The sequence below is a fragment of the Streptomyces griseus genome, from assembly GCF_001715295.1.
GTDB lineage: Bacteria > Actinomycetota > Actinomycetes > Streptomycetales > Streptomycetaceae > Streptomyces > Streptomyces griseus_G.
This window is the reverse complement of the sequence record NZ_MDKB01000001.1, coordinates 371098-397161: the sequence shown is the minus strand read 5'-3', so window position 1 is coordinate 397161 and position 26064 is coordinate 371098. Positions and strand designations below refer to the sequence as shown.

The 26064-nt window shown below is 74.2% G+C and carries 1 protein-coding gene (only partly in view); it reads right to left on the bottom strand.

The whole window is internal to a lonely Cys domain-containing protein gene (locus tag BA175_RS01410) on the bottom strand: the coding sequence, 44382 nt in all, runs 4473 nt past the left edge and 13845 nt past the right edge, and what appears here is coding positions 13846–39909 (codon 4616, complete, through codon 13303, complete); reading right to left, the first codon wholly in view occupies positions 26062–26064. Both the start codon and the stop codon lie outside the window.

Genomic DNA, 26064 nt, shown 5'->3' with positions numbered 1-26064 from the left:
GTCGTCACCGGCGTCGGAGCGGGCGTCGAGGTCGGAGTAGCCGTCGGCGTCCGGACCACCGGCGTCGGACATGTCGGAGTCGGTGTCGGGTCCGAGGTCGAACAGGTCGTCCGCCGAGTCCTCGAACACGGCCGGGTTGAAGGGAAGCGGGTCGGCCGGCGACGTCCCGGGGAGGCCGTCGGGCAGCGGGGTCGCCTCCTCGACCACCTCGTGCAGCATCGGGGGCCGCCCATGGGTCTCGACGAGCCGTCGGTCGATGACGTCGAACTCCATGCCCGGCGGGTACAGCGCCTCGCCTTCCGAGAGGTGCTTGAGGAAGGGGGTGCCGTCGCGCGCCGTCGAATTCCTGACCTGGACCAGCTTGCGGTGCGAGCCGGTGGGGACCGGCTTGTCCCCGAGGGCGAATTCGATCGCCTCCGTGGCCTTCAGGGAGGTGCTGCGGAAGAACGCCACGCGGATGGTGTCGGCACCGTACATGGGGCCGTTCAGGGCGGGCCGGTGGATGGGGCCCGGTGCTCCCCGCTCGCCCCACCACGCGGTCCCCTCGACGGACGGGAGGATCTCCAGCGCCTCGACGGCCATGTCGATGTGCAGCTTCAGCTCGCGGTGGAGCCGGTCGGCCATCATGTCCGCGCGGCGCCGCAGCCGGGCCAGCTCCGGGCTCGGCGTGTCGAGGTCCGGCAGTTCGGTCAGTTCCTCGTACAGGTCGGTGAAGTCGGGCTGGCTGACCAGGGTGAGCGGCGGCATGTCCAGCTCCTCCTCGCGGGCCGACTCCAGGAGGTAGCGCCAGCTGTGGAAGCGCACCAGGTGACGGCTGAGGCCCTGCCCCAGCCGCTCGCCGTTGAGCAGCGCCTTCATCAGCCGGTAGTCGTAGGAGCTGTAGAGGTACAGGGCCGTGATGTGCCCCGGGGTGAGCCGCCTGAGCGCCTCGGCTCCCCGGTCGCCGTACCGCTCCAGCCATTCGGCCATGACCTGGAGCCGGGGGGCCGGGCGGCGCGGCAGCGCGCCGGCCAGAGCCGCGTCGGCCATCGTGACGAGGGCGTCCGGTACGTCCATCGTCCCGGTCAGCTCGAACGGGAAGGTCATGCGCTCCTGGTAGAGGGCCTGGTGCGGCGGGGTCAGCGCCGCGAGCTCACTGCCGTCCTCCTCGCGCGGCAGTAGTCCGCCCTCCGTGAACCCGCGCACCGTCCAGGTGTGGAGCGCGGCACCGTCCCGGGTCGCGGCGGCGCGTTCGTCGGCGTCGCCCATGCCGACCAGGTGGGAGGCGCGCAGCACCTCGTGCAGCGACTGCAGGTCGTACGGGATCGTCCAGGCGGCCACGGCGGCGCGGAACACCGGCAGTTCGGCGGACGGCAGGCCGAGCGCGGCGAACATCCGCAGCAGGCGCAGCGCGGGCCCGCGTTCGCCGCCCACCCGGCGGAAACCGCGGCTGTCGTGCACGGCGCGGTAGGCACTGTCGCCCACGAGCCGCGCACCGTCCGAGGAGAGGGCCTCCTCGACCCGGCTCGGCAGCCCCGGGCCGGCGTACGCGGCGTACACGAGGGCCCTCATCAGCCCGTCCAGGGCCTCCGGCCCCGGCTGCTCGTCGAGCAGACCTTCCAGTTCGGCGACCGGGTCCTCGGGGGTCGCGTCCGGGGGGAAGAAGGCGAGCGCCGCCGCCTCGTCCCCGTTGCGCTCGGCGAGCCGCTCGAACACCCCGCGCACCGCCAGCCCCGCCGTCTCGGCGAGTTCGGGGACGTCGCTGAGCGCCTCGGCGAGGGAGTCCTCCCAGTCGACGCTCGCCTGGCGCCACGCGCGCTCCTGGTAGAAGCCGGTGAACCGCGGCGTGCCCGGGGCTCCGGCGGGCCGCCAGGCCGGCACCGACCAGGGCGCTCCTCCGGCGCTGTCGGCGGCGACGAGATCCTCCGGGGCGGCGTCCCGCACGCTGCCCGTGACGTTGGACAGGCCGGGGGCCGGGTAGCCGAACGCGGCGCGCCTGCCGTTGCCCGGGGCCGGGGCCGGAACGCGGGGGCCCGTCCAGCCGTCCGGGTACTCCGTCACCCAGTACGTGGCCCGCCCGTCGGCGTCCTCCAGCAGGTGCGGCAGCCCGTCGGACACGGCCACGCGCCCCACCGGGAGATGGGCCGGCAGCCCCGACCCGTCGGCGATCCGCCTGGCGCGCGCCCGGGCCTCGGCCTCGTTCCGCGGTACGTCGCCGGGACCGCACGCGAGCACCGTCACGCTGCGGAAGCCGCGGTCCCGGGCCGAGCGCAGCAGCCGTCCCACGTACGCCCCGTCGTCCCGCCGCACGCCACCGTCCCCGGTGGCCAGCGCCAGCCCGTCGGGGCCGCCGTGCGACGCGAAGAAGAACGTCCCCTCGGCCGTGCCCCCGGCCGGCAGCGCCTGCTCCGCCGCGGCCGGCCGGCCCGCGCCGTCCCGCTCCCACGACACGAAGCCCTGCGCGCGGTCCAGCCTGCCGTACTGCTCCTGCCGCTCCGCCCAGTCCGCGTCGTCGAACGAGGCCACACCGATCAGCTCGCCGTCCTGCCCGTGGACGAGGCGCAGCACCGGTGCGGGCCGTGGTCCGCCCTCGGTGGCGGGGGCGAGCGGAGGAATACCGAACAGCTCGTCCGGGGAGCCGGGTTCCGTGGTGCGGCCCGTGGCGCCCGGGACGTCCTGACGTGACGTCACCTCGCGGACCTCGACGGACTCGTAGGGCTCCGTCCGCGAGTCGCCCGGGACGATCGTCCGGGTGGAGACGTCGAAGGAGGCGCCCGGCGGGTACAGGGCCTCCGTCTCCAGCGGCCGGACCGCGAACGGGTTGACCTCCCGCGCCGTCGAGCGCGCCACGTGCACCAGCCCGCGGTGCGCGTCACCGGGCACGCCCTTGCTCCGGTGCATGAAGCCCAGTGCTTCACCCCGCACCAGCGCCGTGCTGCGGAAGAACGGCATCGTGATCGTGTCCCTGCCGTACACCGGACCGTCCGACGGGGGTTCGCCCAAGGCGCCGGGCATCCCGCGGTCGCCCCACCAGACGTCGGCGTTCAGCGGAGGCAGGATCTCCAGCGCCTCGATCGTCATGTCGACGTGCAGCGACAGCTCGTCGTACACCGCGTCCGCCATCGCGTCGAGGCGGCGCCTGAGGCGGGCCACCTCGGGGGTCGCCTCCTGAAGGTCGTCCACCTCCCACATCGCGTCGAAGAGGGCGGCGAAGCCTTCCTGCTTGCGGAGTGTCGCCGGAAGGAGGTCGGCGGCGCCGACCTCGGCCATCTTCCGGGTCATCGTCCAGGCGTTGAGGCGCACCAGGCGCCGTCCCATCCCCGTGCCGAAACGCTCACCGTTGAGGAACGCCTTCATCAGCCGGTAGTCGGCACCGCTGTAGAGGTGCACGGCCGTCAGATGGGCCGGGTCCAGTCGCTCCAGGGCCTTTCTGCCGGCGTCGCCGTAGCGGTTCAGCCACGCGTGGAGCGCCTGGCTGCGGGCGGTGTCGGACGGCAGGGTTCCGGCGAGTGCGGCGTCGACCAGCTTCACGAGGCCACCGGGGAGGTCCAGCTTGCTGCCCGTGATGTCCCGGCCGAACGTCATCCGGGCGGCGTACCGCACGCGGTGCGGCGGGACGAACCGCGGGTCGGGCCCGTCCTGGCCGGTCCGATGGGTCTCGGACGCATTGACCGAGTCCGCCACCCAGGTGTGGAGTCCGGCGCCGTCGCGCAGGGCGAGGTCGCGCTCCGCGGCGGTACCCAGGCCGAGCCGGTGGGAGGCGCGCAGGATCTCCTGGAGCGACTGGAGGTCGGCCGGGACCGCCCAGGCCACGAGCGCGTCGCGCAGCGCGAGCAGCCGGTCGGGCGACGCGCCGAGCACGGCGTAGGCGCGCAGCAGCCGGAGTGCGGGGCCGTGCTCACCGCCCACCCGGCGCATTCCCCGGCTGTCGTGGACCTCGCGGTAGGCGCTGCCCGGCGCGTACCGCGCGCGGTTCCCGGCCGGGCGGGACAGTGCCTCGGCGACGTCGCGCGGCAGTCCGGGGCTCGCGTACGACGCGTACACGAGCGCGGTCATCAGCGCGTCGAGGGCGAACGGCCCCGGGGGAAGAGTGAGCAGCCGTTCCAGCTCGGCGGCCGGGTCCCCGGGGGCCGCGTCCGGGGCGAAGAAGGCGCGCCGGGCCGCGTCCTCGCCGTGGCGCGCGGCGAGTTCGCCGTACGTACGGGCGACCGCGTCGCGTACGGCCTCGGCGGTCCCTGCGGCCTGGCCCAGGTGCTCCGCGTACGCGAGCTCCAGGGCCGTGCCGAGGCGCCGCCACTCGCGGTCCCGGTACATGCCCGCGAACCGTACGGCGCCGGGCGATCCGGCGGGACGCCAGGACGGCACCGCCCAGCCCGGATCGTCACCGGCGGCGTTCCTGATGCCGGTGGTGTCCTCGTCCGGAGTGCTTCCCAGGTCGGCGGGGGACACGGGAGTGGCATTGATCCGGACGGCGGCGGGATAGGCGTAGCCGGGCCGCCCGTCCGGTTCACCGGCTCCGGCACCCGCGAAGTGGAACGTCCCGACGCCGGAATCGTGCCGGGCCGAAGGCTCCGGCCAGACGGAGGCCGCCCCGTCGGAGGTCCTGGGGCCGGTGACCGGGGCCGTGGTGACGACGCTTGAGGACGAGGTCTGGACCGGCCGGGCCTTCCAGACGGTCTTGCGCCACTGCCCCAGCTTCTTCTCGCGGAGGGCGGTGATGCGCAGCGGGTCGAACGGGTCGTCCTCGAGGACGTCGAGCGGTCCCGAGTAGCCGAAGGCGTTGCGGCCTGTGCGGTCGGAGAACGCCTGCGTCCGCTTCGCTCCCCCGGCGGTGAAGCCGGACATCGGGAAGACCACGGGGACGTCCACGCCCGCCTCGGTCACCAGCGGGGCCAGGTCCAGAAGTGCCCAGAGCTCTTCGTCGGTGACGGGCAGCGGCGGGTGCCCGGGCAGGTGTACGACGATGCCGCCGTCGTCCTGGCGGATGCCGGTCCAGATCACCAGGGACGCCCCGGACGGCCCCTTGGACTTCCACTCCGCCGGGTGGGGGATGTCGAGGATGTCGCCGCCGCTCTTCAGACGCGCGTACCAGCGGCTGCCGTCCACGCCGTTCGGGGCCGGGCGTCCGCTCCAGTTGTAGCCGGTCGGCTCCGTGCCGTCGGTGAGGATCTGCTTGAAGGCGCCCAGCTCACGGAGGTGGTGGGCGGCCAGCAGATGCGGGTCGGAGATGTCCACACCGCGTGCGTGGGCCCGGGTGGCCAGGAGCGTCAGCTCCATGACCGCGTCATCGCTCCACGCGTCCGTGGGCGCCAGGTGGAGGACACTGCGGCCCAGGCTCTCCTGCTCCGCCGGGTTCATCCGGAACAGGATCAGGTCGGCCGCCGCCACCGTCGCCCAGAAGGCCCGTGCGGTGTCCTTCGGACGCACCGTCACGGAACCGGGCAGTCCCAGCGCGTCCCGGACGAGCCCCGGTCCCTCGCTGCCCGAGAGCTCGTCGACGGTGTACGTCAGCGCGGTGTCCGGGAGGATCTCGCCGAGCGTGGCATCCGGCCGCAGGGCCACCTGGTCCCCGGCCGCTTCCAGGACGCGCAGGTAGGCCGCCTGGTCCGGGGTGTCCCCGCCGATCCGCCGGGCGAGGAAGGTCCACAGGTCCGTCCGGAACGGCGTGAGCAGCCGCATGCCGGGGTCGTTGGCGCGCAGGGTCTCCAGTGCGGCGGCGCCCCTCAGCGCCCGCTCGTACCGGCCGCCCGGCACCCCGCGGTCGTCCTCGACGCCGTGGCCGAACACCAGGCGCAGCGCACGGACCAGCCGCAGTGTGGCAGCGCGGGTCTCCGGCGGCACGGCGCCGGCGTCGCGGTGCAGGCCCGCGGTCCGCGCCAGCTGGTCCAGCTCACCGTCCAACGGCTCCGGCCGGACGCGCTCCGTACGCCCGATCACACCGCCGGGGGTGTCCTCCAGCACGCGGGAGTCATCGTCCAACGCCCTGACCAGGGACGAAGCCTCGACCTCCCGCCGGCTGACATTGGCCGTGTGCTGGGCGAGGGACACCACCTCCAGGGGGTCGTCCACGCGAGGTACCGGGCGGCCCTCCTCCTGACGGTTGCGGTGGTCGCCCGCCGAGCCCGCGTAGCAGACCTCCAGCCCCATCCGGTGGCCGGCGGGCAGCTCGCCGACCTCGCGCAGTCCGCCGATGTACCGCCCGCCGTCGGCGGCGTCCAGCATCACCGTCCGGCCGTCGCGCAGGACGACCACCAGCGCGCCCGGGAGCCCGTGGCCGTAGTACGTGTAGACCGCGCGGTCCGGGGTGAACGGCTCGGTGCCGACCTGCAGGTCACCTTCGCCGGTGGCCACGTAGTGCATCAGCCGCCGCTTGTCGAAGAAGGCCCGCAGCATCACCTCCCGGCTGGCCAGGTCGTCGTTCATCGACATGCGGCCGAACCGCTCGCGGCGGTCGTAGACCAGGGGGCGGGTGGCCACGTCGCTGTCACGGAACGTCGTACCGTCGACCGAGGTCCACTCACGGTCCTCGTACGGCGCCGGTGCCGCGGGCGGGTCGAACGGTACCCAGTCGCCGTGCCAGTCCGCGGTGTCCCGGACCACCATCGTCGGCACGTGGGCGTCCAGGGCGGCGTCGTACCGCAGCCGCCCGTCTCCGCTGGGGGCCCACACCTGCCGGCCCAGCCTGCCGGCGACCGCGCGCATCAGTTCCAGGTACTGCGAGCCCGCGTACGGGATCGCCAGCACCACCGGCACGTGGGGCGGGAGCTTCGCCAGTTCCGGATCGCCCGCCAGCTTCTCGGCGAACGCCTCGGGGCTCAGCTGCCGTGCGTCCGGGGCCCGGTCCCCGACCACGTACGCCTCACCGCCCCACGGCGCGCGCCGGACAGGACCCGGTACCTCCGGGCTGCCCTGACCGCCCGTGACCTCCCGCACCCGGTCGATCCGTACCCGGTCGATCCACGCCCCGGCCAGGTCACGTCCGCGCACCACCCCGGAGCGGTCCCGCAGCACGGTGTCCGGGTCCTGGAACGGGTCCGCCGCCTGCCCTGTCGGGGACGCGGGACCGAAGAGGGCCAGATGCTCCTGGGCGGTGGTGGGCCCGGTGGTGGGCTGCTGCCGGGCGGTGGCGGTCCAGTGACCCGGGGCCCCGGTGTCCGGGTCAGGCAGGACGACGACACCGAGCGGGGCGGCGGGGCTGCCGGCGGTGAGCGTCATCGGTGTGCTGTGGCCGTAGGCGGGGCGCCCGGTCAGCTGGGAGAACCGCTGCACCAGCTGCGGGCTCAGGGCCCCGGGCCCGGTGGTCAGGAACAGCACCGGAGTGCCGAGCGGGACCTTGCGGAGCGCCGGGGCCATGCCCAGCAGGGCCAGGAACTCGTTCTCGGGTACGCGGACGGGGGAGCGGCCGGGCAGGTGCAGGACGGGTGCGCCGGTCCGGTCGGCCTCGACCACGTTCAGGACGGGCATGGGCTTGCCCGGGCCGGTCCATTCGGGCGTGAGCGGGTGCGTCCTCGTCCCGTCGGGCCCGTGCGTCGCCCGGCGCACGGTGCTCCAGTCGATGCCTGCGGGTGCGGGGGTGCCGGACCAGTTGACGCCCTGGACGTTGGGCCCCTGCTTCAGCACGGAAGCCGGGCCGAAGGCACCGCTCTCCGCCAGGTGGTACGCGGCGAGCAGGTCGTGGTCCAGGACGTCCAGGCCCGCCGCGATCGCCTTGGCCCACAGCTCCCACAAGGCCACCTGGTGCGACCGGCTCCAGGTCGTGGAGCTGTCGAGGTGCAGGACCTTGCGGCCCACGGCCTGCCGGTACGCGGGTGACATCGGGCGGAACATCTGGGCGGCCCGGGCCGTGGCCCACAGGGTGGACGCCACGTGCCGCGGGGTGAGCGCCGCCGACGCGGGCAGCGACTGCACCTGGCGGATCGCCCGCTCACCCGCGTCCGTCAGCTGTTTCACGGTCAGCTGGAGCGCCGGCGACGGCAGCGCGTCCGTGAGCCGGGCGGTGGGATCGGCCGCGATCCGCTGTGCGGCGTGGTCGAGCAGGGCGAGATACCCGGCCCGGTCCGGGGCACCGCCGGTGTACTCCTGGACGAAGAAGTCGAGGAGGTCCATGCGGAACGGGGTGAACGGGCTGATCAGGGGGTCGTTGGCCCGCAGGCGCTCCAGCGCGCCGATCCCCTTGAGTGCCTGCTCGTACCGTCCGCCGGGAGTCCCGCGGTCGTCCTCGATCCCGTCGCCGAACACCGTCCGCAGCGCACGCACCAGCCGCAGTGTCGTCGCCCGCGTCCCCGGCCGCACCGCCCCCGGGGTGCGGTGCAGCCCCGCGTCCCGCGCCAGCTGGTCCAGCTCGTGGTCCAGCGGCTCGGGCCGGTGCAGGACCCGGCGGCCCCGCTCGCCGTCGGCCGCGCTCATGGTGGAACGCCGGGTGCCGTCCAGGCCGGTCTGCCGGGTGGCCCCGTCCGTGTCCCGGCGGGTCAGGTTCGCCACGTGCTGGGCGAGCGGGACCTCGCCCAGCGGATCGTCGACATGGGGTGCCGGAGCGTGCGAGGGCTGCGACCGCGAGGGGTCACCGTCCGACGCGCTCCAGCAGACCTCCAGGTGGATCCGGTGGCCGGGGGGCAGCTCCCGCACCTCACGCAGACCCGCGATGTACGCGGCCGCGTCCTGCTTGCCCAGCCACACCGTCCGCCCGTCACGGAGCGGAAGCTGCATCCGGCCGGGTTCGCCGTGGCCGGCGTAGACGTACACCGCCGGGTCCATGGAGACCGGCTCGGAGGCCGACACATGGGCCTGGGTACCGGCGGGCGTCCAGTGCACGAGCTGTCGGATCTTGCGGAGGGTCCGGAAGTCCCGCTCGCGGCGCCGCAGCCTGTCCTGCCGGTGGGCGGCCAGCCGGCCGAACCGCTCGTGGTTCTCGTCGGCCAGCGGGCGCGTGACCACGTCGCTGTCGCGGAACGCCGTCCCGTCCAGCGCCGTCCACGCGCGGTCCGCGGACGGTCCGGTCGCGGCCGACGGGGCGACGGCCACCCACTCCCCGACCGGCGCCTGGGGGTCGGGGTCCGTCATCGCCAGGACGTGCGCGTCCCCGGTGCCGTCGGGAACCAGGCGGCCCATCCCACTCGGCCCCCACGCGGTGCGCCCCAGCCGGTCGGCCACCACCCGCAGCATCTCCTGGTACCGGTCCCCCGCGAACGGGACGGCCAGGACGACAGGAACGTCCTTCGGCAGCCCGGCGAGTTCCGGGTCGGCGGCCAGCGCGTCGGCGATCCCCTCGCCGTCCAGCACGCGGCCGTCCGGCAGCCGCACCCGCCCGTCCTCACCGTCGGCCGCCACCACGTACGCCGACTCGGGCCACGGAGCGGGTCCGCTCGAAACCAGCTTCGGCGCGGCACCCGGGTGGGTCTCGACGACCCGCACCGATCCCGGCAGGACCCTGCTCATCGGCCCGGCCGTCCAGTTGCGGCCCTGCGGACTCCCCGACGGGCCGGTGACCAGGGACTCCGGCGCCAGCAGCGGGTCGGTCGGGCCGGTGAACGCCCCGGACACCTCCCGGGGCACGGCGGGGGTCACCGCGGAGGCGGGCCCGGTGTCCGACGGCCCGTAGAAGGACGTCTCGGCCGGCTGCGCCGGCACGCCTCCCACAGCAGCCCTGTCCCAGGCCCGCACGCTGTGGTGCTGCGCAACGATCGAGAACCTGGACAGCTCCAGGTCCACACCCGTCGAACCGGCGGCCGAGAGCAACAGGAACTGCAGGGCCACCGGCAACGGGGGCTCCGGCTGACCGTTGGCCGCGAAGTAGGAACTCACGGCGAACCGCAGATCGCTCCAGGTCAGTGAGGTCCGGAAACCGTTGGCCGCGCGGGTCTGCTCCAGCGCCCGGAAGCCCCGCAGCAACGCCTCCAGCGCAGCCGCGTCGTTCTCCAGCAAGGGACCGTAGACCAGCCGGATCGCCCGCACCCACCGCCGCACATCCGCAGTCCGGTCACGGTCACCGGTGATCTCCTCGGCCCACCGGCCCAGTTCGGCGGTCGAGGGCTCGGGGCGGAAACCCGCCCACCAGTCGCCCTCGGCCAGCTGCCAGTGCGGTCCGGCAATTCCGTCGGAGGGCGCCAGGAACGCTTCGATGCCGCTGCCGGTGGTCCAGACCCAGCGGTCCAGGCCGTTGGCCAGGATCTGGCCGGCCACCGGCGTCTCCAGCGGGTCGGCGGGCGGAGGACCGGCCAGGTCGGCTCCCGCGACCACGACGGGGCGTTCGGGGGCCAGCGCGGTCAGGTCTCCGTCGACCGCGAACAGGAAGTCCACGACCCGGTCGTAGCCGACCGCCACCTCGGCGCCGTCGGCCAGCGCGAGGGCCGCGCCCGCAGGCCCGCCCCGGAGCCCTACCAGGTACGCGTCGGCGAACGGCAGCGTCTGGACCGGACTCTCCAGCGGCTCGGGGCCCTGCCGCAGGAAGGTGAAGGTGGACACCTCGGGCAGCAGGCCGTAGGTCTGCCGCAGCCCGTCCTGCCAGTCCCCCAGCGGCCGGGAGGACGTCCCCACCGGCTTGTCGTCCGCGTCGCGGTGCCTGATCACCAGCACCCGGTCCAGGAGGACGCGGGACCCGTCCAGCGCGACCAGCTCCGAGAACCACTGCAGGAGCGGAGGGGTCTGCCCGGGGTCGGTCAGGATGCCCAGGGCGGTGCGTGCCGCGTCGAAGATCCCCCGGGCCTTCGTCCGGCCTCCCGGGGGTATGTGGGGCAGCAGCTCGTACGCCTCCGTGAGCGCCGTCCGCAAGCCCTGGTAGGCGGGGTGACCGGCGTGCAGCGGCCTGCCCAGCGCGTATGCGCCCAGCGCGAGCGCGATGTTCCTGCTCTCCCGCTCGGTCATCAGCTTCCTGGTGGGGGCGCCGACCTGCGGGATGCCCGCTCGCGCGGCCACCACGAGGAAGCCAGAGACGCCCTGCACCACCGGGTTGCCCACGATCCGCAGGACGGACTCGCGCAGGACGTCCTCGGGCAGCGGGGCCCGGTGTCTCAGCGCGCGCTCGTAGGCGCCGAGGCTGAAGCCGGACATCTCCGTGACGGCCCGCCGGACCTCGTCGGGCGTCATGAACTGGCCCGTGTATCCGAAGTGCCGCAGCTCCGCGAGGACCAGCGGAACGGCCAGCCGGCCGTCATCGGTGTCCAGGGTCGGGTAGTCGCCGTCGTCCATTCCGACGGCGTAGCGCTGGCTGATGAGGGCACCCTGGGACGTCCGGCCGGTGAGGACGGCCGTCCAGTGCTCGCGGGGCGTGGGCACGTCGGTGCCGGCGGTGTCGAAGAAATCGGTCTCGGGGGGCAGGTTCGGCGTCAGCCGCTGCCGGTGGAACTCCAGCAGTCTGCCCAGGTGCTGGACGGCGTCCTCGGTGAGCTGGTCGTGGCGCTCGTCGAGGAAGAACCGGGTACGGGGCCGCAGCGACCGCAGGACACGGTCCAGGGCGTGCCGCGAGGCAGCGGGCAGGAGGTTCTTGATGAGCTCCGGATCGGTCCCCGGCGGCCGGGAGTTGTCGAAGACGTTGCCGACCGGCGCGGCCGCGACGTTCTGGAACCCCAGCCATCCGTAGCCCCACACCTCGTCGACGTCCGGGATGGCCGCGAGGAACGGAACGATGTGGTTCTCCACCATGTTCGCGCCGAGGACGTGGTTCGCGAACGTCGTGGTGACCATCTGGCCGAAGCTCCGGGCGCCGGCTGTCATGGCCTCGAACTGTCCGACGGCCAAGCGCTCGTAGACGATGTCCTGGAGTTCCCGGAGGCCGAGCGTGGGGTAACCGACGGTGAGCTGGGTGTAGGCGGTCCAGTCGAAGCCCTCGGGGGCGGGGTTGACCTTCGTCTCCAGGCCCACCTCGGTGAACGTCCAGCCGCCGAGCGGTCCCAGCACCTCGGTGAGCGGCACGGCGACCTGCCGCTCGTCCGCGATCCTCCCGGCGGCCCGCGCCCGCTGCAGCTGGGCCATGCCCTCTTCCTGGGTCTGCCTCCGCTCTCCCGGGATCACCGCCATCGGATCGAGAACGAACTCACCGATGGCGTACTTCCCCCGGACGGGCTGCGGTTCTCCGGGTGCCACCTGCGGCTTGTCGACGTGGAGCAGGCCGTCGGCCGTCATCCAGAAGCCCCGGCTGTCGGTGACGAGCGTGATGCCGGGGCCGTGGGCCAGGACGAGTGTCGTGGTGATGCGGCCCGGCACCGCGATGAAGAGGTCCCGGCGCTCCTCCAGCTCCAGCCCGATGGCGCCGTACGAGGGTTCGACCGCCGCGTCCAGCTCAGCGTGCACCGTGGAGGACGACTGGGAGAACTCCGGCAGCGCGTGCTCCAGAGCCTGCCCGGAGGGGCTGACGACCACGGCACGCGCGTCGGACGCGGCGACGGCCGGCGGGAGCGCCGACACCTGACGGCCGTGACCGGCCGACAGGTCCATCCACAGCACACCGCCACGCCCACTCGCGTGGTACGCCGCCCACGCGTGCCCCGCCAGCGGGCCCTGACGGCGCGCCAGGACGAACGCCACCGCTCCGGGCCCCTGGGCCGCGACCGCCCCGGCCACCGATGCCCACGACCGCACCCGGCGCCACCCGGGGCCCATCACCAGGGACGACTCCGCGGCATTCCCGAGGGCCACCGAATCGTCCGCGGTCAGCGCCGGACGCACCCCCCGTCGGAACAGTTCGGCGCGCAGCGCGCCCAGCAGCACCAGGCACCGCTCGACCGTCATGACGTGCACCGGCTCGCGGCCCGCCACCCGGCGCGCCAGCGCCGTCAGCTCCGCACGGCTGAGCGGCGGCGGCACGGTGGCCTCTGCCCCGGTCAGGCTCCGCGGCACCGCGGACGGCTTCGGCGAGGAGAACAGGGCATCACCGTAGGGAGCCGGCGCCAGGACACTGGAGTTGAGTCCCTGGAGCCATGCCTTGCGCCACACTCCAGGCTTCCCGCTCGCCGTCTCCGGCAGGCCGATCAGACGCATCGGGGCGGCCGTGGCGCCCGGGGCCGGGGTGGTCGGTGCCACCGTGAGCGCCCCGCTGTACGCCCAGCCGTTACGCGCGGTGCGGTTGGAGAACGCCTCCGACAGCATCATCGGGCGCCCCATGCCGCTGCCCGCACCGGACAGCACGAACAGCACCGGAACCCCGAGCGCCGTCATGCGCAGCACGGGCGCCAGGTCCAGCAGGGCCAGGAACTCCTTGTCGGCCACCCGCAACGGCGGCGTGCCGGGAAGGTGGAGGACGACGAATCCTTCGGCGTCGGTGTCCGTCCACACCACCACGACGTCCTCGTGCTCCCCCTCGGCCGTCCAGGGCGCGCGGAAGTGCTCGAGGGTGCTTCCGTCACCCTCCTTGCCCTGCCTGCCGACACCCCGGAGGTCGACACCGCCGGGGGCGGGCCTGCCGCTCCAGTTGAAGCCCTGGAACTTCTCGCCCTCCCTGAGATGGTGGGCCGGTCCGAACGCTCCCTTGGACGCGAGGTGGAAGGCGGACAGGGTGAAGAAGTCCGCCGGATCGAGACCGGCCGAGATCGCCTGGGCCGTCAGCATCCACAGCTGCTGCTTCCTCACCGGGGCCCACTGCTCGTCGGGGAACATGTGGAGGACCCTGCGGCCCAGCTTCTCCGTGAACGCGTCGTCCCGGCCGGCCATCTGCTGGGCGGCGCCGGCCATCGCCCAGAAGGCGTGCGTCACGGCGCGCTTGGTCACCGGGACGCTCTCCGGCTGCCTCAGCACGTTCCGCACGACGGCCGCACCGAGCTGCGTCACCTGCCGCATGGCGTGGAGAATCGCCGGGTCCGCGACGGCCTCGCTCAGCGGGGCCGTCGGCTTCTGCGCCACCAGCCGTGCGGCGAGGTCCAGGACCTTGCGGTAGTCCTCGGGGCTCGGCGGCCTGCCCCCCAGCCGCTGGGCGATGAAGCTCCACAGCTCCATGCGGAACGGCGTGAACCGGCTCAGCGCCGCGTCGTTGGCGCGCAGGGTCTCCATCGCGCCGATGCCCTTGAGCAGCTGTTCGTGAAGTGGGCCGTCCGTCTCGGCCTCGGGGCCGAACACGATCCGCAGGGCCCGCACCAGCCGGAGGGTGGTCGCGCGCACCTCGGGCGAGGCCTCGCCCTCACCGGTGTGCAGTCCCGCGGCCCGGGCCATCCGGTCCAGCTCGTGCGGCAGGGGCTCGGGAACCACGTCCCTGCGCCGCCCGGCCACTCCGCCGGGGGTGTCGTGCAGGATGTGGGCGTCGGTGTGGAAGCCACTGCTCATCAGCGACCCGTCGGTCACCCGACGGCTCGCGTTCGCCGTGTGTTGGGCGAGGGACACCTCCTCCAGCGGGTCGTGCACCGGGGGCGCCGGCCGGTTGTCCAGCTGCGGCAGCGCCGGGTTCCCCGCGGAGTCGCTCCAGCACACCTCCAGCTTCACGCGGTGGCCGTTCGGCAGCTCCGTGACCTCGGGGAGCCCGCCGAGGTACCGTCCGCCGTCCGCCGCGCCCAGCCACACCGTCCGGCCGTCCCGCAGGGCCAGGAGCAGACCGCCCGGCAGCCCGTGGGCGACGTACACGTACACCGCGGGGTCAGGGGTCCGCGTCTCCTCGCTGATCAAAGCGGTCCTGCTGCCGGACGCCATCAGGTGGACCTGCTTCTTCGCGCGCAGGTACGTCCTCATCAGCCGCTCACGGTCCCGTACGTCGTCCACGTGCGACATCCGGCCGAACCGCTCGTTCCGGTCGGAGACCAGGGGCCGGGACGCGACGTCGCTGTCGCGGAACGTCGTGCCGTCCAGCGCCGTCCATGTACGGTCCGGGAGCGGTGCGACCGCCTTCGTCGGGTGGAACGGCACCCACGAGCCGAGCGGCTGGTCCGGGCCGTGGTCGATCAGCGCCGGGACGTGCTCGCGCTTCTTGTTGCGCACCAGACGGGCGTCGCCGCTGGGCGCCCACACCGGCCGCTCCAGCAGGTTGGCGACGGCGCGCAGGTACTCCAGGTATCGCTCGTTCGCCAGATTCGGCACCACCAGGACGACCGGGACGTCCTTCGACAGCTTCGCCAGCTCGGGGTCCGCCGCCAGCTCCGCCGCCAGCTTTTCGGCGTCCAGCACCCGCCCGTCGGGGAATCGCACACCGTCCGGGTGGCTCCCGCCCCACACGACGTACGCCGAGTCCCCCCACGGCGCGGCCGCGTCCGCGCCCGGCACCTCCTTCAACGGCTGTTCCGGCTGCTCCTCGAACACCCGCACCCGCCCGATCCGCAGCTGGCGCACCTTCTCGCCCGTCAGGTTGCGGCCGCGCGGCGCGCCCGACGCGTTCGTCATCAGGGTCTGGGGCGACAGCAAGGAGCCCGCCGACGGCTGTGCCCCCTCACCGATGCTCAGCGCCCCGACGTCCGGCAGCGGCGCCGGGGCCGTGTCCTTCGGGCCGAAGACGAACAGGCCGGCCCGGCCGGTGGTCTGCTGCCGGGTGGCGGCGGTCCAGCGGGCCGGGGCCGCGCCCGCCGGGGCCGGCAGAGTGAGGATGCTGAGGGCCGCGGAGGGGTCGGCGGCCGGCGCGAGGATCATCGGCGCGCTGTGACCGAAGGCAGGGCGTCCGGTGGTCTGGGAGAACCGCTGCACCAGTTGCGGGCTCAGCGCCCCTGAACCGGTGGTCAGGAAGAGCACGGGAGTGCCCAGGGGGGCGGTGCTCAGCTCCGGGTCGAGTCCCAGCAGCGCCAGGTACTCGTTCTCCGGGACGGTGACGGGGGCGCGGCCGGGGATGTGGACGACGATGGTGCCGCCCGGGCCTGCCTCGACCACGCGCAGGGTGGGCATCGGCCTGCCCGGGAGGGTCCAGGCCGGCCGGACCGGGCGCACGGTGGCCCCGGCGGGCCCGGGCACCACCTGATTCACGGCGCCCCAGTCGATACCGCCGGGTGCGGCGGTGCCGGACCAATTGACGCCCTGGACGTGGGATCCCCGCCTGAGCTGGGTGTCCGGGCCGAAGGCACCGGCCTCCCTCAGGTGACGGGCGGCCAGCAGGTCGTGGTCGGAGACGTCCACGCCCTCCGCGATCGCCCGCGACATAAGGGTCCACAGGGCCTCGTGGTGCGACCGCTGCCACTCGGTCGCCGCGTCCAGGTGGAGGACCCTGCGGCCCATGGCCTCCCGGTCGGCCCGGGTGGTCAGGCTGAAGATCTGGGCGGCGCGCGCCATGGCCCACAGCGTGGACGCGACGTGCGCCGGGGTGTACGGCGCCGAGGCGGACAGTGACTGCACGTGGCGGGTCATCTGCTCACCCGTGGAAGCCAGTTGCCTGAAGGTGACCTGAAGGGCCGGCACCTCCACCACCGCGGTCAGCTCTGCCTCGGGGTCGGCCGCCAGGCGGGCCGCGGCGAAGTCGAACAGGGCGAGGTAGCCCGCCGCGTCCGGGGTGCGGTCGGTGTGTTCCCGGACGTAGAAGTCCAACATGTCCATGCGGAACGGGGTGAACTGGCTGAGCAGCGGATCGTTGGCCCGCAGGCGTTCCAGCGCGCCGATGCCCTTGAGTGCCTGCTCGTACCGTCCGCCGGGAGTCCCGCGGTCGTCCTCGATCCCGTCGCCGAAGGCGGTCCGCAGCGCCCGTACCAGGCGCAGTGTCGTCGCCCGCGTCTCCGGCGGCACGTCGCCCGGCACACGGTGCAGCCCCGCGTCCCGCGCCAGCTGGTCCAGCTCGTGCTCCAGCGGCTCGGGGTGCCGCACGACCCGGCGGCCCCGCTCACCGTTCGCCGCGTCCACCGTCGAGCGCCCGGCCTTGTCGAAGCCGGTCAGCCGGGTGGCCCCGTCGGTGTCCCGGCGGGTCAGGTTCGCCACGTGCTGGGCGAGCGGGACCTCACCCAGCGGATCGTCGACATGGGGTGCCGGAGCGTGCGAGGGCTGCGACCGCGAGGGGTCACCGTCCGACGCGCTCCAGCAGACCTCCAGGTGGATCCGGTGGCCGGGGGGCAGCTCCCGCACCTCACGCAGACCCGCGATGTACGCGGCCGCGTCCTGCTTGCCCAGCCACACCGTCCGGCCGTCACGCAGCGGGAGCACCAGCCCTCCGGGCAACCCGTGGGCGGCGTACACGTAGACCGCCGGGTCCATGGAGACCGGTTCCGAGCCGGTCTCCTGGTAGCCCGCGCCGGCGGGTGTCCGGTGCCTCAGCCGCCGCATCTGGCGGAAGGCGCGGAAGCCCTCCTCCCGCCTCCGTACTCCGTCCTCCCGCGGTACGGCCAGCCGGCCGTAGCGCTCCTGCCGCCCGTCCGCCACCGGCTGTGTGTACACGTCGCTGTCGTGGAACGTGGTCCCGTCCAGCGCCGTCCAGGCACGATCCGGGTAGGGGTCGGTCATGGCCGAAGGGGACGCCTGCACCCAGGAGCCGATCGGCGCGTCCGGGTCGCTGTCCACCAACGCCAGGAAATGCGCGTTGCCGGTGCCGTCGGGGACCAGTCCGCCGTCGCCGCTCGGGCCCCGCACGGCGCGGCCCAGCCGGTCGGCGACCCGTTGCAGCGTCTCCTGGTACTGCTGTCCCGCGAACGGGACGGCCAGGACGACGGGGACGTCCTTCGGCAGCCCGGCGAGTTCCGGGTCGGCGGCCAGTACGTCGCCGATCTCCTCGCCGTCCAGCACGCGGCCGTCCGGCAGCCGTATCCGGCCGTCCTCGCCCGTCGCCGCCACCACGTAGGCCCTTGCGGACCACGGGGCGGGAAAGTGCGACACGGTCTTCGGCTCGGCGCCCGGCCGGGTCTCGATGACCCGCACCGACCCCGTCACGACCTGGCTGACCGGCCCGCCGGTCCAGTTACGGCCATGGGGGCGGCCGGACGGCCCCGGGATCAGCGTTTCCGCCGACAGCAGGGGGTCGTTCGGCCCGGTGGCCGTGCCCGGCGCCGCCGGGGACACGGGGACGCTCTCCGCGGCGGACGGCGCGGACGGCAGCGCCGGTGGCGCGGTGGCTCCCGGCGGTGGCGCGAAGAGAACCATCTCCTCGTCCTGCGTGCTCTCGCCGCCGATCGCGGCCCGGTCCCAGGCCCGCGCACTGTGGTGCTGCGGAGCGATCGAGAACCTGGACAGCTCCAGGTCCACACCGGTCGATCCCGCGGCGGAGAGCAGCAGGAACTGCAGGGCCACCGGCAGCGGGGGCTCGGGCCGGCCGTTGGCCGCGAAGTAGGAGCTGACGGCGTACCGCAGGTCGCTCCAGGTGAGTGAGGTCTGGAAGCCCTGGGCGACGCGGGTCTGTTCCAGCGCCCGGAAGCCCCGGAGGAGCACTTCGAACGCGGCCGTGTCGCTCTCCAGTGCGGGACCGTAGACCAGCCGGATCGCCCGCACCCATCGTAGGACGTCCGGAGCCCGCCCCTGATGGCCGGTGATCTGCTCGGCCCACCGGGCCAGTTCGGGGGTCGAGGGCTCGGGGCGGAAACCTGCCCACCAGTCGCCCTCGGCCAGCTGCCAGCGCGGTCCGGTCGGGCCGTCCGCGGGAGCCAGCAAGGGTTCGATGCCGCTGCCGGTGGTCCAGACCCAGCGGCCCAGGCCGTTGGCCAGGATCTGGCCGGCCACCGGCGTCTCCAGCGGGTCGGCGGGCGGAGGACCGGCCAGGTCGGCTCCCGTTACCACGACGGGGCGTTCGGGGGCCAGTGCGGTCAGGTCTCCGTCGACCGCGAAGAGGAAGTCCACGATCCGCTCGTAGTCGACCACCGCGTCGGTGCCGTCCGACAGTGCCAGCGCGGCGGCTCCCGGGCCGCCGCGGAGCCCGACCAGGTACGCGTCGGCGAACGGCAGCGTCTGGACCGGGCTTTCCAGCGGCACCGGGCCCGGACGCACGAAGCTGTAACCGACCACGTCGGACAGCAGGCCGTACGTCTGGCGGTGGGTGTCCTGCCAGTCCTCGACCGGGCGGGAGGACGTCCCCACCGGCTGGTCGCGCGCGTCGCGGTGCCTGATCGCCAGCACCCGGTCCAGAAGGATCCGGGAGCCGTCCACCGCGACCAGCTCCGACGCCCACACCATCGGCGGCGGAGTCCGCTCGGGATCGGCCAGGATCTCCAGAGCGCCCCGCGCCACGTCGACCAGCGCCCGGAGCTTCGCCTGATGCTGTGCGGGCAGCGTGTCGAGGGCCTCGGACGCCTCGTCGAAGGCCCTACGCAGGGCCTGGTGCACGGGGTGGGCGGCGGGCAGCGGGATGCCCAGGGCGTACTCACCCAGCGCACGGGAGATCTCCTGGCTCTCCCCCACCGACATCAGTCGCCGGGTACTGCCGCCGGGCTGCGGCAGCCCCGCCATCAGCACCATCTGCACGAAGTGGGCGAGGCCCCGGACGGCCTGGTTGTCCAGGACCCGGTTGACGGACTCGCGGAGGACGTCTTCGGGCAGCGGGGCCCGGTGGGTGAGCGCCCGCCGGTAGGCCTCGCGGCTGAGTTCCGACAACTCGGCCACGGCCCGCCGGATGTCCTGCGGTGTCATCAGCTGACCACCGTCGTAGGCGAAGTGCCGCAGCTCGGCGAGGACCAGCGGGATCTCCAGACGGCCGTCGTCGGTGTCCAGGGTCGGGTACCGGTCGTCGTCCATGTCGACCATCTGCTTCTGGGTGACGACCTTGCCCGAAGAGGTACGCCCCGTCAGCGCGGACGTCGTGTGCTCGCGGGCCGACGGCACATCGCCGATCGTGGCGTCGAAGAAGCCCGGGAAGAACGGCTTGTCCGGTGTGATGGTCTTGCGGTACAGCTCCAGCAGCCTCGCGAGCGTGGCGGCGAGGCTCGCGCTGACTCCGTCGTGGTGCTGGTCGAGGAACTCCCGGGTGCGAGGCCGCAGGGCCCGCAGGACGCGGTCCAGGGCCGGGCGCGACGCCACCGCCAGGCCGTTCTTTGCCATGAACCCGGTCGGGCCTTGGTTGAGGATGACGCCGCTCGGCCTGGCGACGGTGTGGGCGTAGATGAACCGCAGGTAGCCCCACAGTTCGTCGATGTCCGGGATCGGCGCGAGGAAGGGCACGACCACGTCGGGCACATCGGTCCGGCCGGTGAGGACGCGGACGAAGTGCGCGGTGGCCTTCATCCCGAATTCCCTGCCCGACGCCTCCACCGCCCCGATGGACCCCTTCGGGAGCCGGTCGACCGCCGCGTCCAGGAGCGCGCTCAGGCCCAGGGCGGGGAAGCCCAGGGTGGGCTGTACGTAGGCGAGGTCCGTCCCGGACGGGTTGGGGCCGACCAGGGCCTTGTCGCCGAACCCGGTGGTCTTCCACCCGTCCTGGGCGGGGAGCAGGGCGGCGAGGGGGACCTGCGGAGCGGCGTTCGGCTCGTTCCTGGCGTCCAGAGCCCGCTCCACCCTGTCCAGCCGCGCCAGTGCCTCCTCCTGGGACTGCCTCCGTTCCCCCGGGAGCACCGCCATCGGTTCGACGACGATCTCGCCGATGAGGTAGGAGCCCTGGAGGGGTTGCGGCTCTCCCGGTGCGGTCGCGGGGAAGGTGAAGTGGAGCCGGCCGTCGGCGGTCCGCCAGAGCCCGGCGTGATCGGTGACGATCTTGAAGCCCGGTGCCTCGGCCAGCACCACCTTGGCCGGCAGGTCGCCGATGCCGCTGATCACGAACACCTGGCGCTTCTCGACCTCCAGGCCGAGTGCCCCGTAACGGCGCCCGGTCGCCGCGTCCACCACGGAGTGCGGGGTGGACGACGACGGTGCGAACTCCGGCAGCGCACGCTCCACGGCCTGCCCGGCAGGGTCCACGACCACCACCTGTGCCTCGGAGGCCGCGACCGCGGGGGGAAGCGCCGACACCTGGCGGCCCTCACCGGCCGTCAGGTCCACCCACACCACGCCGTCAGGGCCGCCCAGGTGGTACGCCGCCCAGGCGTGCCCGAGCGCCCCGCCCTGACGCCGCGCCAGGACGAACGCCACCGCACCCGGCCCCTGGAGGGCGACCGCCCCGACGACCGACAGCCACGACCGCACCCCACGCCACCCGGGGCCCACCACCAGCGACGAGGGCGCCGACTTCACACCGACCACCGCGTCGTCCACCGTCAGCGCCGGACGCACACCGCGCGGGAACAGCTCGCCGCGCAGCGCCCGCAGCAGTACCAGGCACCGCTCGACGGACAGTTCAACCGCCGGCGCTCGGCCCGCCACCCGGCGTGCCATCGCCGTCAGCTCCGCGCGGCTGTAGGGACCGAGAGGACCACGGATGCCGGAACCGCGGGCGTCCCCGGACGCGGGCGGTGCCGCGGGGAGGGGTGCGTGGGGCTGTGGCTCGTACGTGTTCCCCGTCTCGTCCCACAACGCGCGGAAGGCGGCCCAGACGTCCTCCTCCGCCCGGGGGTTGGCGCTCCAGGGGTGGGCACCCTTCGGGTCGGTGCCGTACAGCTCGCGCAGCAGCGGCAGCAGCTTCGGCTCGTGGAGCCGGACCCACCTCGCCCCGTTGTTGCGGGGCAGGCCGGTGTACGGGTCGGTGCCGGTGTTCGTGCCGAGGTAGGCGTTGGTGAGCTGGGCGAAGAACTCGAACTCGTCACGGGCGGAGTAGTTCCGGTGCGTGCCGGAGGGGTCGTACAACGGCCCGTCGGGCCAGGTCGCGAGATCGCCCGCCAGCACCTTGTCGTGGAACGCCTCCGTGACGAGCCGCCGCTGGTCGTCGGTCAGCCCGTGGCGGTGGACGGCGTGCGCGAACTCGTGCGTCGCGGCGGAGTACCCGTCGGCGTACAGCCCCGCGCCCGGCACGCTCGTGGCGCCCCCCAGCAGATTCTCCTCACCGACCGCGACCAGTCCGTCGGTCTCGACACCACGCATGGTCGCGAAGGGGCGCGCGTCCTGTGCCGACTCCCCCCGCAGGACGCCGAACGCGTCCAGCGACGTCGTGGCGGCGTCCTTGGGGACCACGGTCATCCGGGCGCCCTCGTTCAGCATCCGCTCCGCCACTGCGGGGGAACGCAGCATCCGCGCCACCTGGGCTCGCGCCTCGATGCCGGCCGAGACGGGCAGGTCCGCACCGGCCGGGACGTCCACCATCAGCAGCGCGGCGGTACGCGCGAACTCGTCGGCGGGCAGGGCCCGGCGCAGCGCAGCCGCCAGCGCCGGGTCGGAGGCCAGCGCCTCGCGGTCAGGCGAGGACAGGGCCAGCAGCCGGGAGGTCCGTTCCTCCTCGGTCATGCCGGGCAACCGCGTGGTCGCATCCGCCCGTTCGGCCGGTGACAGGGCAGGCCGCGGCGCCGGGGCCGGAGCAGGTACGGCCGCCGTGTCCGGGACCTCGGCCGTCGCCTGTTCCCCGGGCGGCGGCGCGGGCAGGGGCTGCCCGCCGAACCGGCCGGAACGGGTCGCACGGGCGGGCGCGGAGGACACGGAGCCGCGCAGGGACGGGCCCCCGCCGACGCTCTCCGCGCGGCGGGCGGTGTCCAGGGCGCTCGTGCGGCCCGGCAGTCCTTCCCACGCCTGGCTGTGGCGGCGCGCCTGCTCCTCGAGTTCCCGCCGGACCGTGGTGAGGTCTGCCTCGATCCCGCCGAGCTGGGACCGGATCGCGTCACGGGCCGCGGTCCGGCGCCTCAGTTCGGCGTCCGCCTGCCGCTCCGTACGCTCCGCGCGGGACACGTCCCCCTCGGCGCGCGCGAGGTCCCCGGCCAGGGCCGCCTCCCGCGTGACGTCCTCGTCCAGGGTGGTCCGCAGCTCGTCGGCCGCCGCGCGGGCCGTGGTCATCTCCTGGAGGTCCAGCTGACGCTGCCGGGCCGCGGCCGGAGCCCGCTCCCCGAGGTCCTCGGCGTGCTCCTCGGCCGCGGCCAGGGCGCTCCGCGACGCGGCGGCGGCCGGGTCGGTCTCCGCGGTGGCGGCGACGATCCGGCCGAGGCGGTCCACCTCGGACCGTGCCTGCTGCCACTGCTCCCGCAGCCGCCGCTCCTCGTCCGCAGCCGCCTCGTAGCGGGTCTGCGCGTCACGCGCGGTCGCGTCCAGCCGCGCGATCTCCTCCCGCGCCGCGACGATCCCGTCCCGGACCGCGGTGAGCTCCGAGCGTACGGTCCCGGCGGCCCGCACGGCGCCCGTGTGGGCCACGTCGGCCGCCCGGTGCGCGGTGGTGGCGGTGTCCACCGCGCGGCCGGCCTCCTCCAGAGCCCGCAGCGCACCGGTCCGGCGCCGTGCCAGCCCCTCCTCCCGGTGACGGGCCACCGCCTCGGCTCCCACCGCCCGGAGGTAGGTGCCGATGGCGTCGCTCACGGCCTCCCAGGAGTCGCGGGTGGCGTCGGTCGTGTCGGCGAGGGAGCCGTCGGCGTCGAACGGCCAGGAGCGCAGCCCCTCGTCGGTGCGCACCACGAGTTCGACCGGCTTCCCGGCCAGCGCGGCCGTACGGGAGCCGACGAAGAGGGCGCGGGCCAGACGGGTCCCGTCCGGGTCGGGGCCGAGCGCGAGCCACATCTCCGCCGAGGGGTCGTGCTCGTCGATGCCCTCCGCCAGCACGTCCGGCAGGTCGGTCACCGGGTGTCGCGCCCAGTCCCGCAGATCGTCCGCGGCCAGGTCGGCGAGCATCGCGGGCAGGTCGTAGATCCGGGCGCCGGGCCGCGCCGGGGTGACACCGAAGCCGAGCACGTCGCGTTCCCACAGCCGCACGGTGGAACTTCCGGTGACGTACCGGACGCCCTTGGTGCCCTCCACCGTGATGACCGTGTCGACCAGGGTCTCGTAACTGCGCGTGCCGCGCCGGTCCGTGGGCTCGCTGGTGGTGCCTATCCGGAGGCGGGTGAACACGGCGGCGGACGTGTTGCCGCCCGTGGAGGAGGCGTGCGGCTGCTGCGCGGCCAGGGGGAACGTCAGGCCCAGCATCTGGACGTTGCCGTCCGCGAGGCTGTAGGTGCCCTGCTGGTTCAGGGCGAAGGAGCTCGCGGCCGAGGACGCCGTCGCGGTGGTGCGGACCTGCCGGCGGACCCGGTCCACGGCGACGTCACCCGCCTCCGTCACCGGCCGGGGACGGTGCAGGGAGATCTGCAGGGTCGGCGGGGAATCGGGCCGCTCGACGGGCCAGCTTCCGGGCATCCTCGTGCTCAGGCCCGCCGCGTTACCACTCGGGTCGAGGCTGATCTCGCCGGCCTGGACCATCTCGCCCAGCCGGACGGCCACGGCTTCCGCCGAGGCGTTGGCGGGCAGGCCCCAGGACACGGCCGTACGCGGATCGACCTCGAGCAGCGCCTGCACCAGCTGCGGGGCGACGTTGGAGTCGTACACGGGCGTCGGGCCGGTCGGCTCCAGCCGCGCGCCGCCCGGGAACGGCAGGGTGTTCAGGGCCGCGGCGTCGCGCGGCGACAGCAGCAGCGGGTCGCTCGTGAGCAGCGCGGGGGGCCGCGGCCCGGCGTGCCGCCGCGGCTCGACGGCCTCGGAGCCGGTGAACCGCAGGGCCGTCGCGGCGGGTACGGAGACCCGGCTGACCGGCCGGCCCCGCAGCACACGCCTGATCCAGGTGCGCACCCGCTGCGCCGCGTCCCCTTCGAGGCCGTACAGGTTCAGCAGCCCGTGCTGGAAGACCGCTCCGGGGATGTTGGGCGGCCACTGCCACACCATCTCCGAGCGGACCGACGCGGTGTAGCGGTAGTCGACGTCGAAGTCGGCGGCGCTTCCGGTACGCGTCCAGAAGCGGTCCTCCGTCGCCACGTCTGACCGCGCCGTACGGGTCCGGGTGCTGGCCAGCGCGATCGACGGGCCTTCGCGGTCGGTGGGCGCGGTGCCGCCGCTGCGCGGGTAGCGGGAGACGAGACTGGCCGTTCCCTGGCGCGTCGTGGTCACCCCGGAGGACGTCACCCTCCCTTGCGGGATGTGGGTGTCGACGTGCTCCATGCCGGTTCCCGCGTCGGCGGGACGGCCGCGTACGCCGCGCAGGGCGGGCGTCTGCAGCACCGGTTCGGCGCGCAGGGTCACCTCGACGAGACGGGCACCGCCGTACGCCACGTGGACGAAGTGGAAGCGGACATGGCCGCCGGGGCCCCGCCGTGGCAGGCCCCGCAGCGCGGCGGGCTCGGTGACGCGGGCGATCTGGGTGGCCACACCGGGCATGTAGGAGGCGTGTCCGGGCCGGGTGATGCCCGGCGCCTCGTTCTCCACGAGGGTGACGAGCTCCTGGCGGATCCGGTCCCGGTGTTCCCTGCGGTCCGTGCTGCCGTCGAGCTGAATGACCGTCAGGACGGTCGCCTTGCCGAGTTCCCGCGTCCGGACGAACCGGCCGGGGAGGGGGACGCCGAGCGGGGGCTGCGAGAGGGTGGGCAGTCCGGGCATCCCGCGGAACCAGGGCGCCAGGCGGGCCAGGGACTGGACGGGGGCCAGGTACGTCACGGCGCGGGGCAGGTCGACGGCGACCGTGACCGGGGCGTAGGTGCCCAGGCCGACCGCGTTCCCGGCGATGTTGCGCACCCCCCACCGCACGGTCAGCAGCAGCGTCGCGTCGCTGCCGATCCACAGCTTGTCGCCCGAGTGCTCCGTGGCGTGCGTGCCCTTCGTCGCGGAGTTGACCGTGCTGAGGTCGTCGGTGCGGCGGGACTGGGAGTACCGGCCGCCCGGGTTGGCCTGGTGGACCAGGAGGTCGGGCGGGGTGGGGGCCGCCTGCAGAGCGGTGAGCTGGAGGTTTCCCTGATGGGTGACACCGATGCCGCGCTGCCGGCCGGCGGTGTCGGAGGCCAGGACGTCCTGCTCCGTGTAGAGCGACTCGGTTCCCAGGATGCGGGGGCCGGTCAGGTAGCCGGTGACCTCCAGCATCATGACCTGGTCCGCCGCCATGCCCGGGAGCGTCAGCCCCTCGACGACGTACACCCCGTCCAGGATCTGCGCGGCCCGGGACATGAGCTGGGCAGGGCGGATCGCGTCGTGCCGGGCCTCGGTCGCGAGGGTGCCCTGGTCGTTCAGGGACGCGCCCGCCACGGCGACGGACGTCCACTTGTAGGTCGCCGCCACTCCGTCCGCGGACGTCCTGGCCGCCCAGGTCACCGGCGTGGCTGCCCAGTTGACGGCCGATCCGACCCGGTTGACCGCACCGGTCAGGCTTTCGGGCAGCGCCTCCTTCACCGCGGACCCCCGCCTGGCGGTCTCCGTGGCCAGTCCGCTCAGCTGCACGGAGGCACGCCGCACCGCCCGGCCCACCGGTCCCTGCTCCGGGTGGCCCGGATA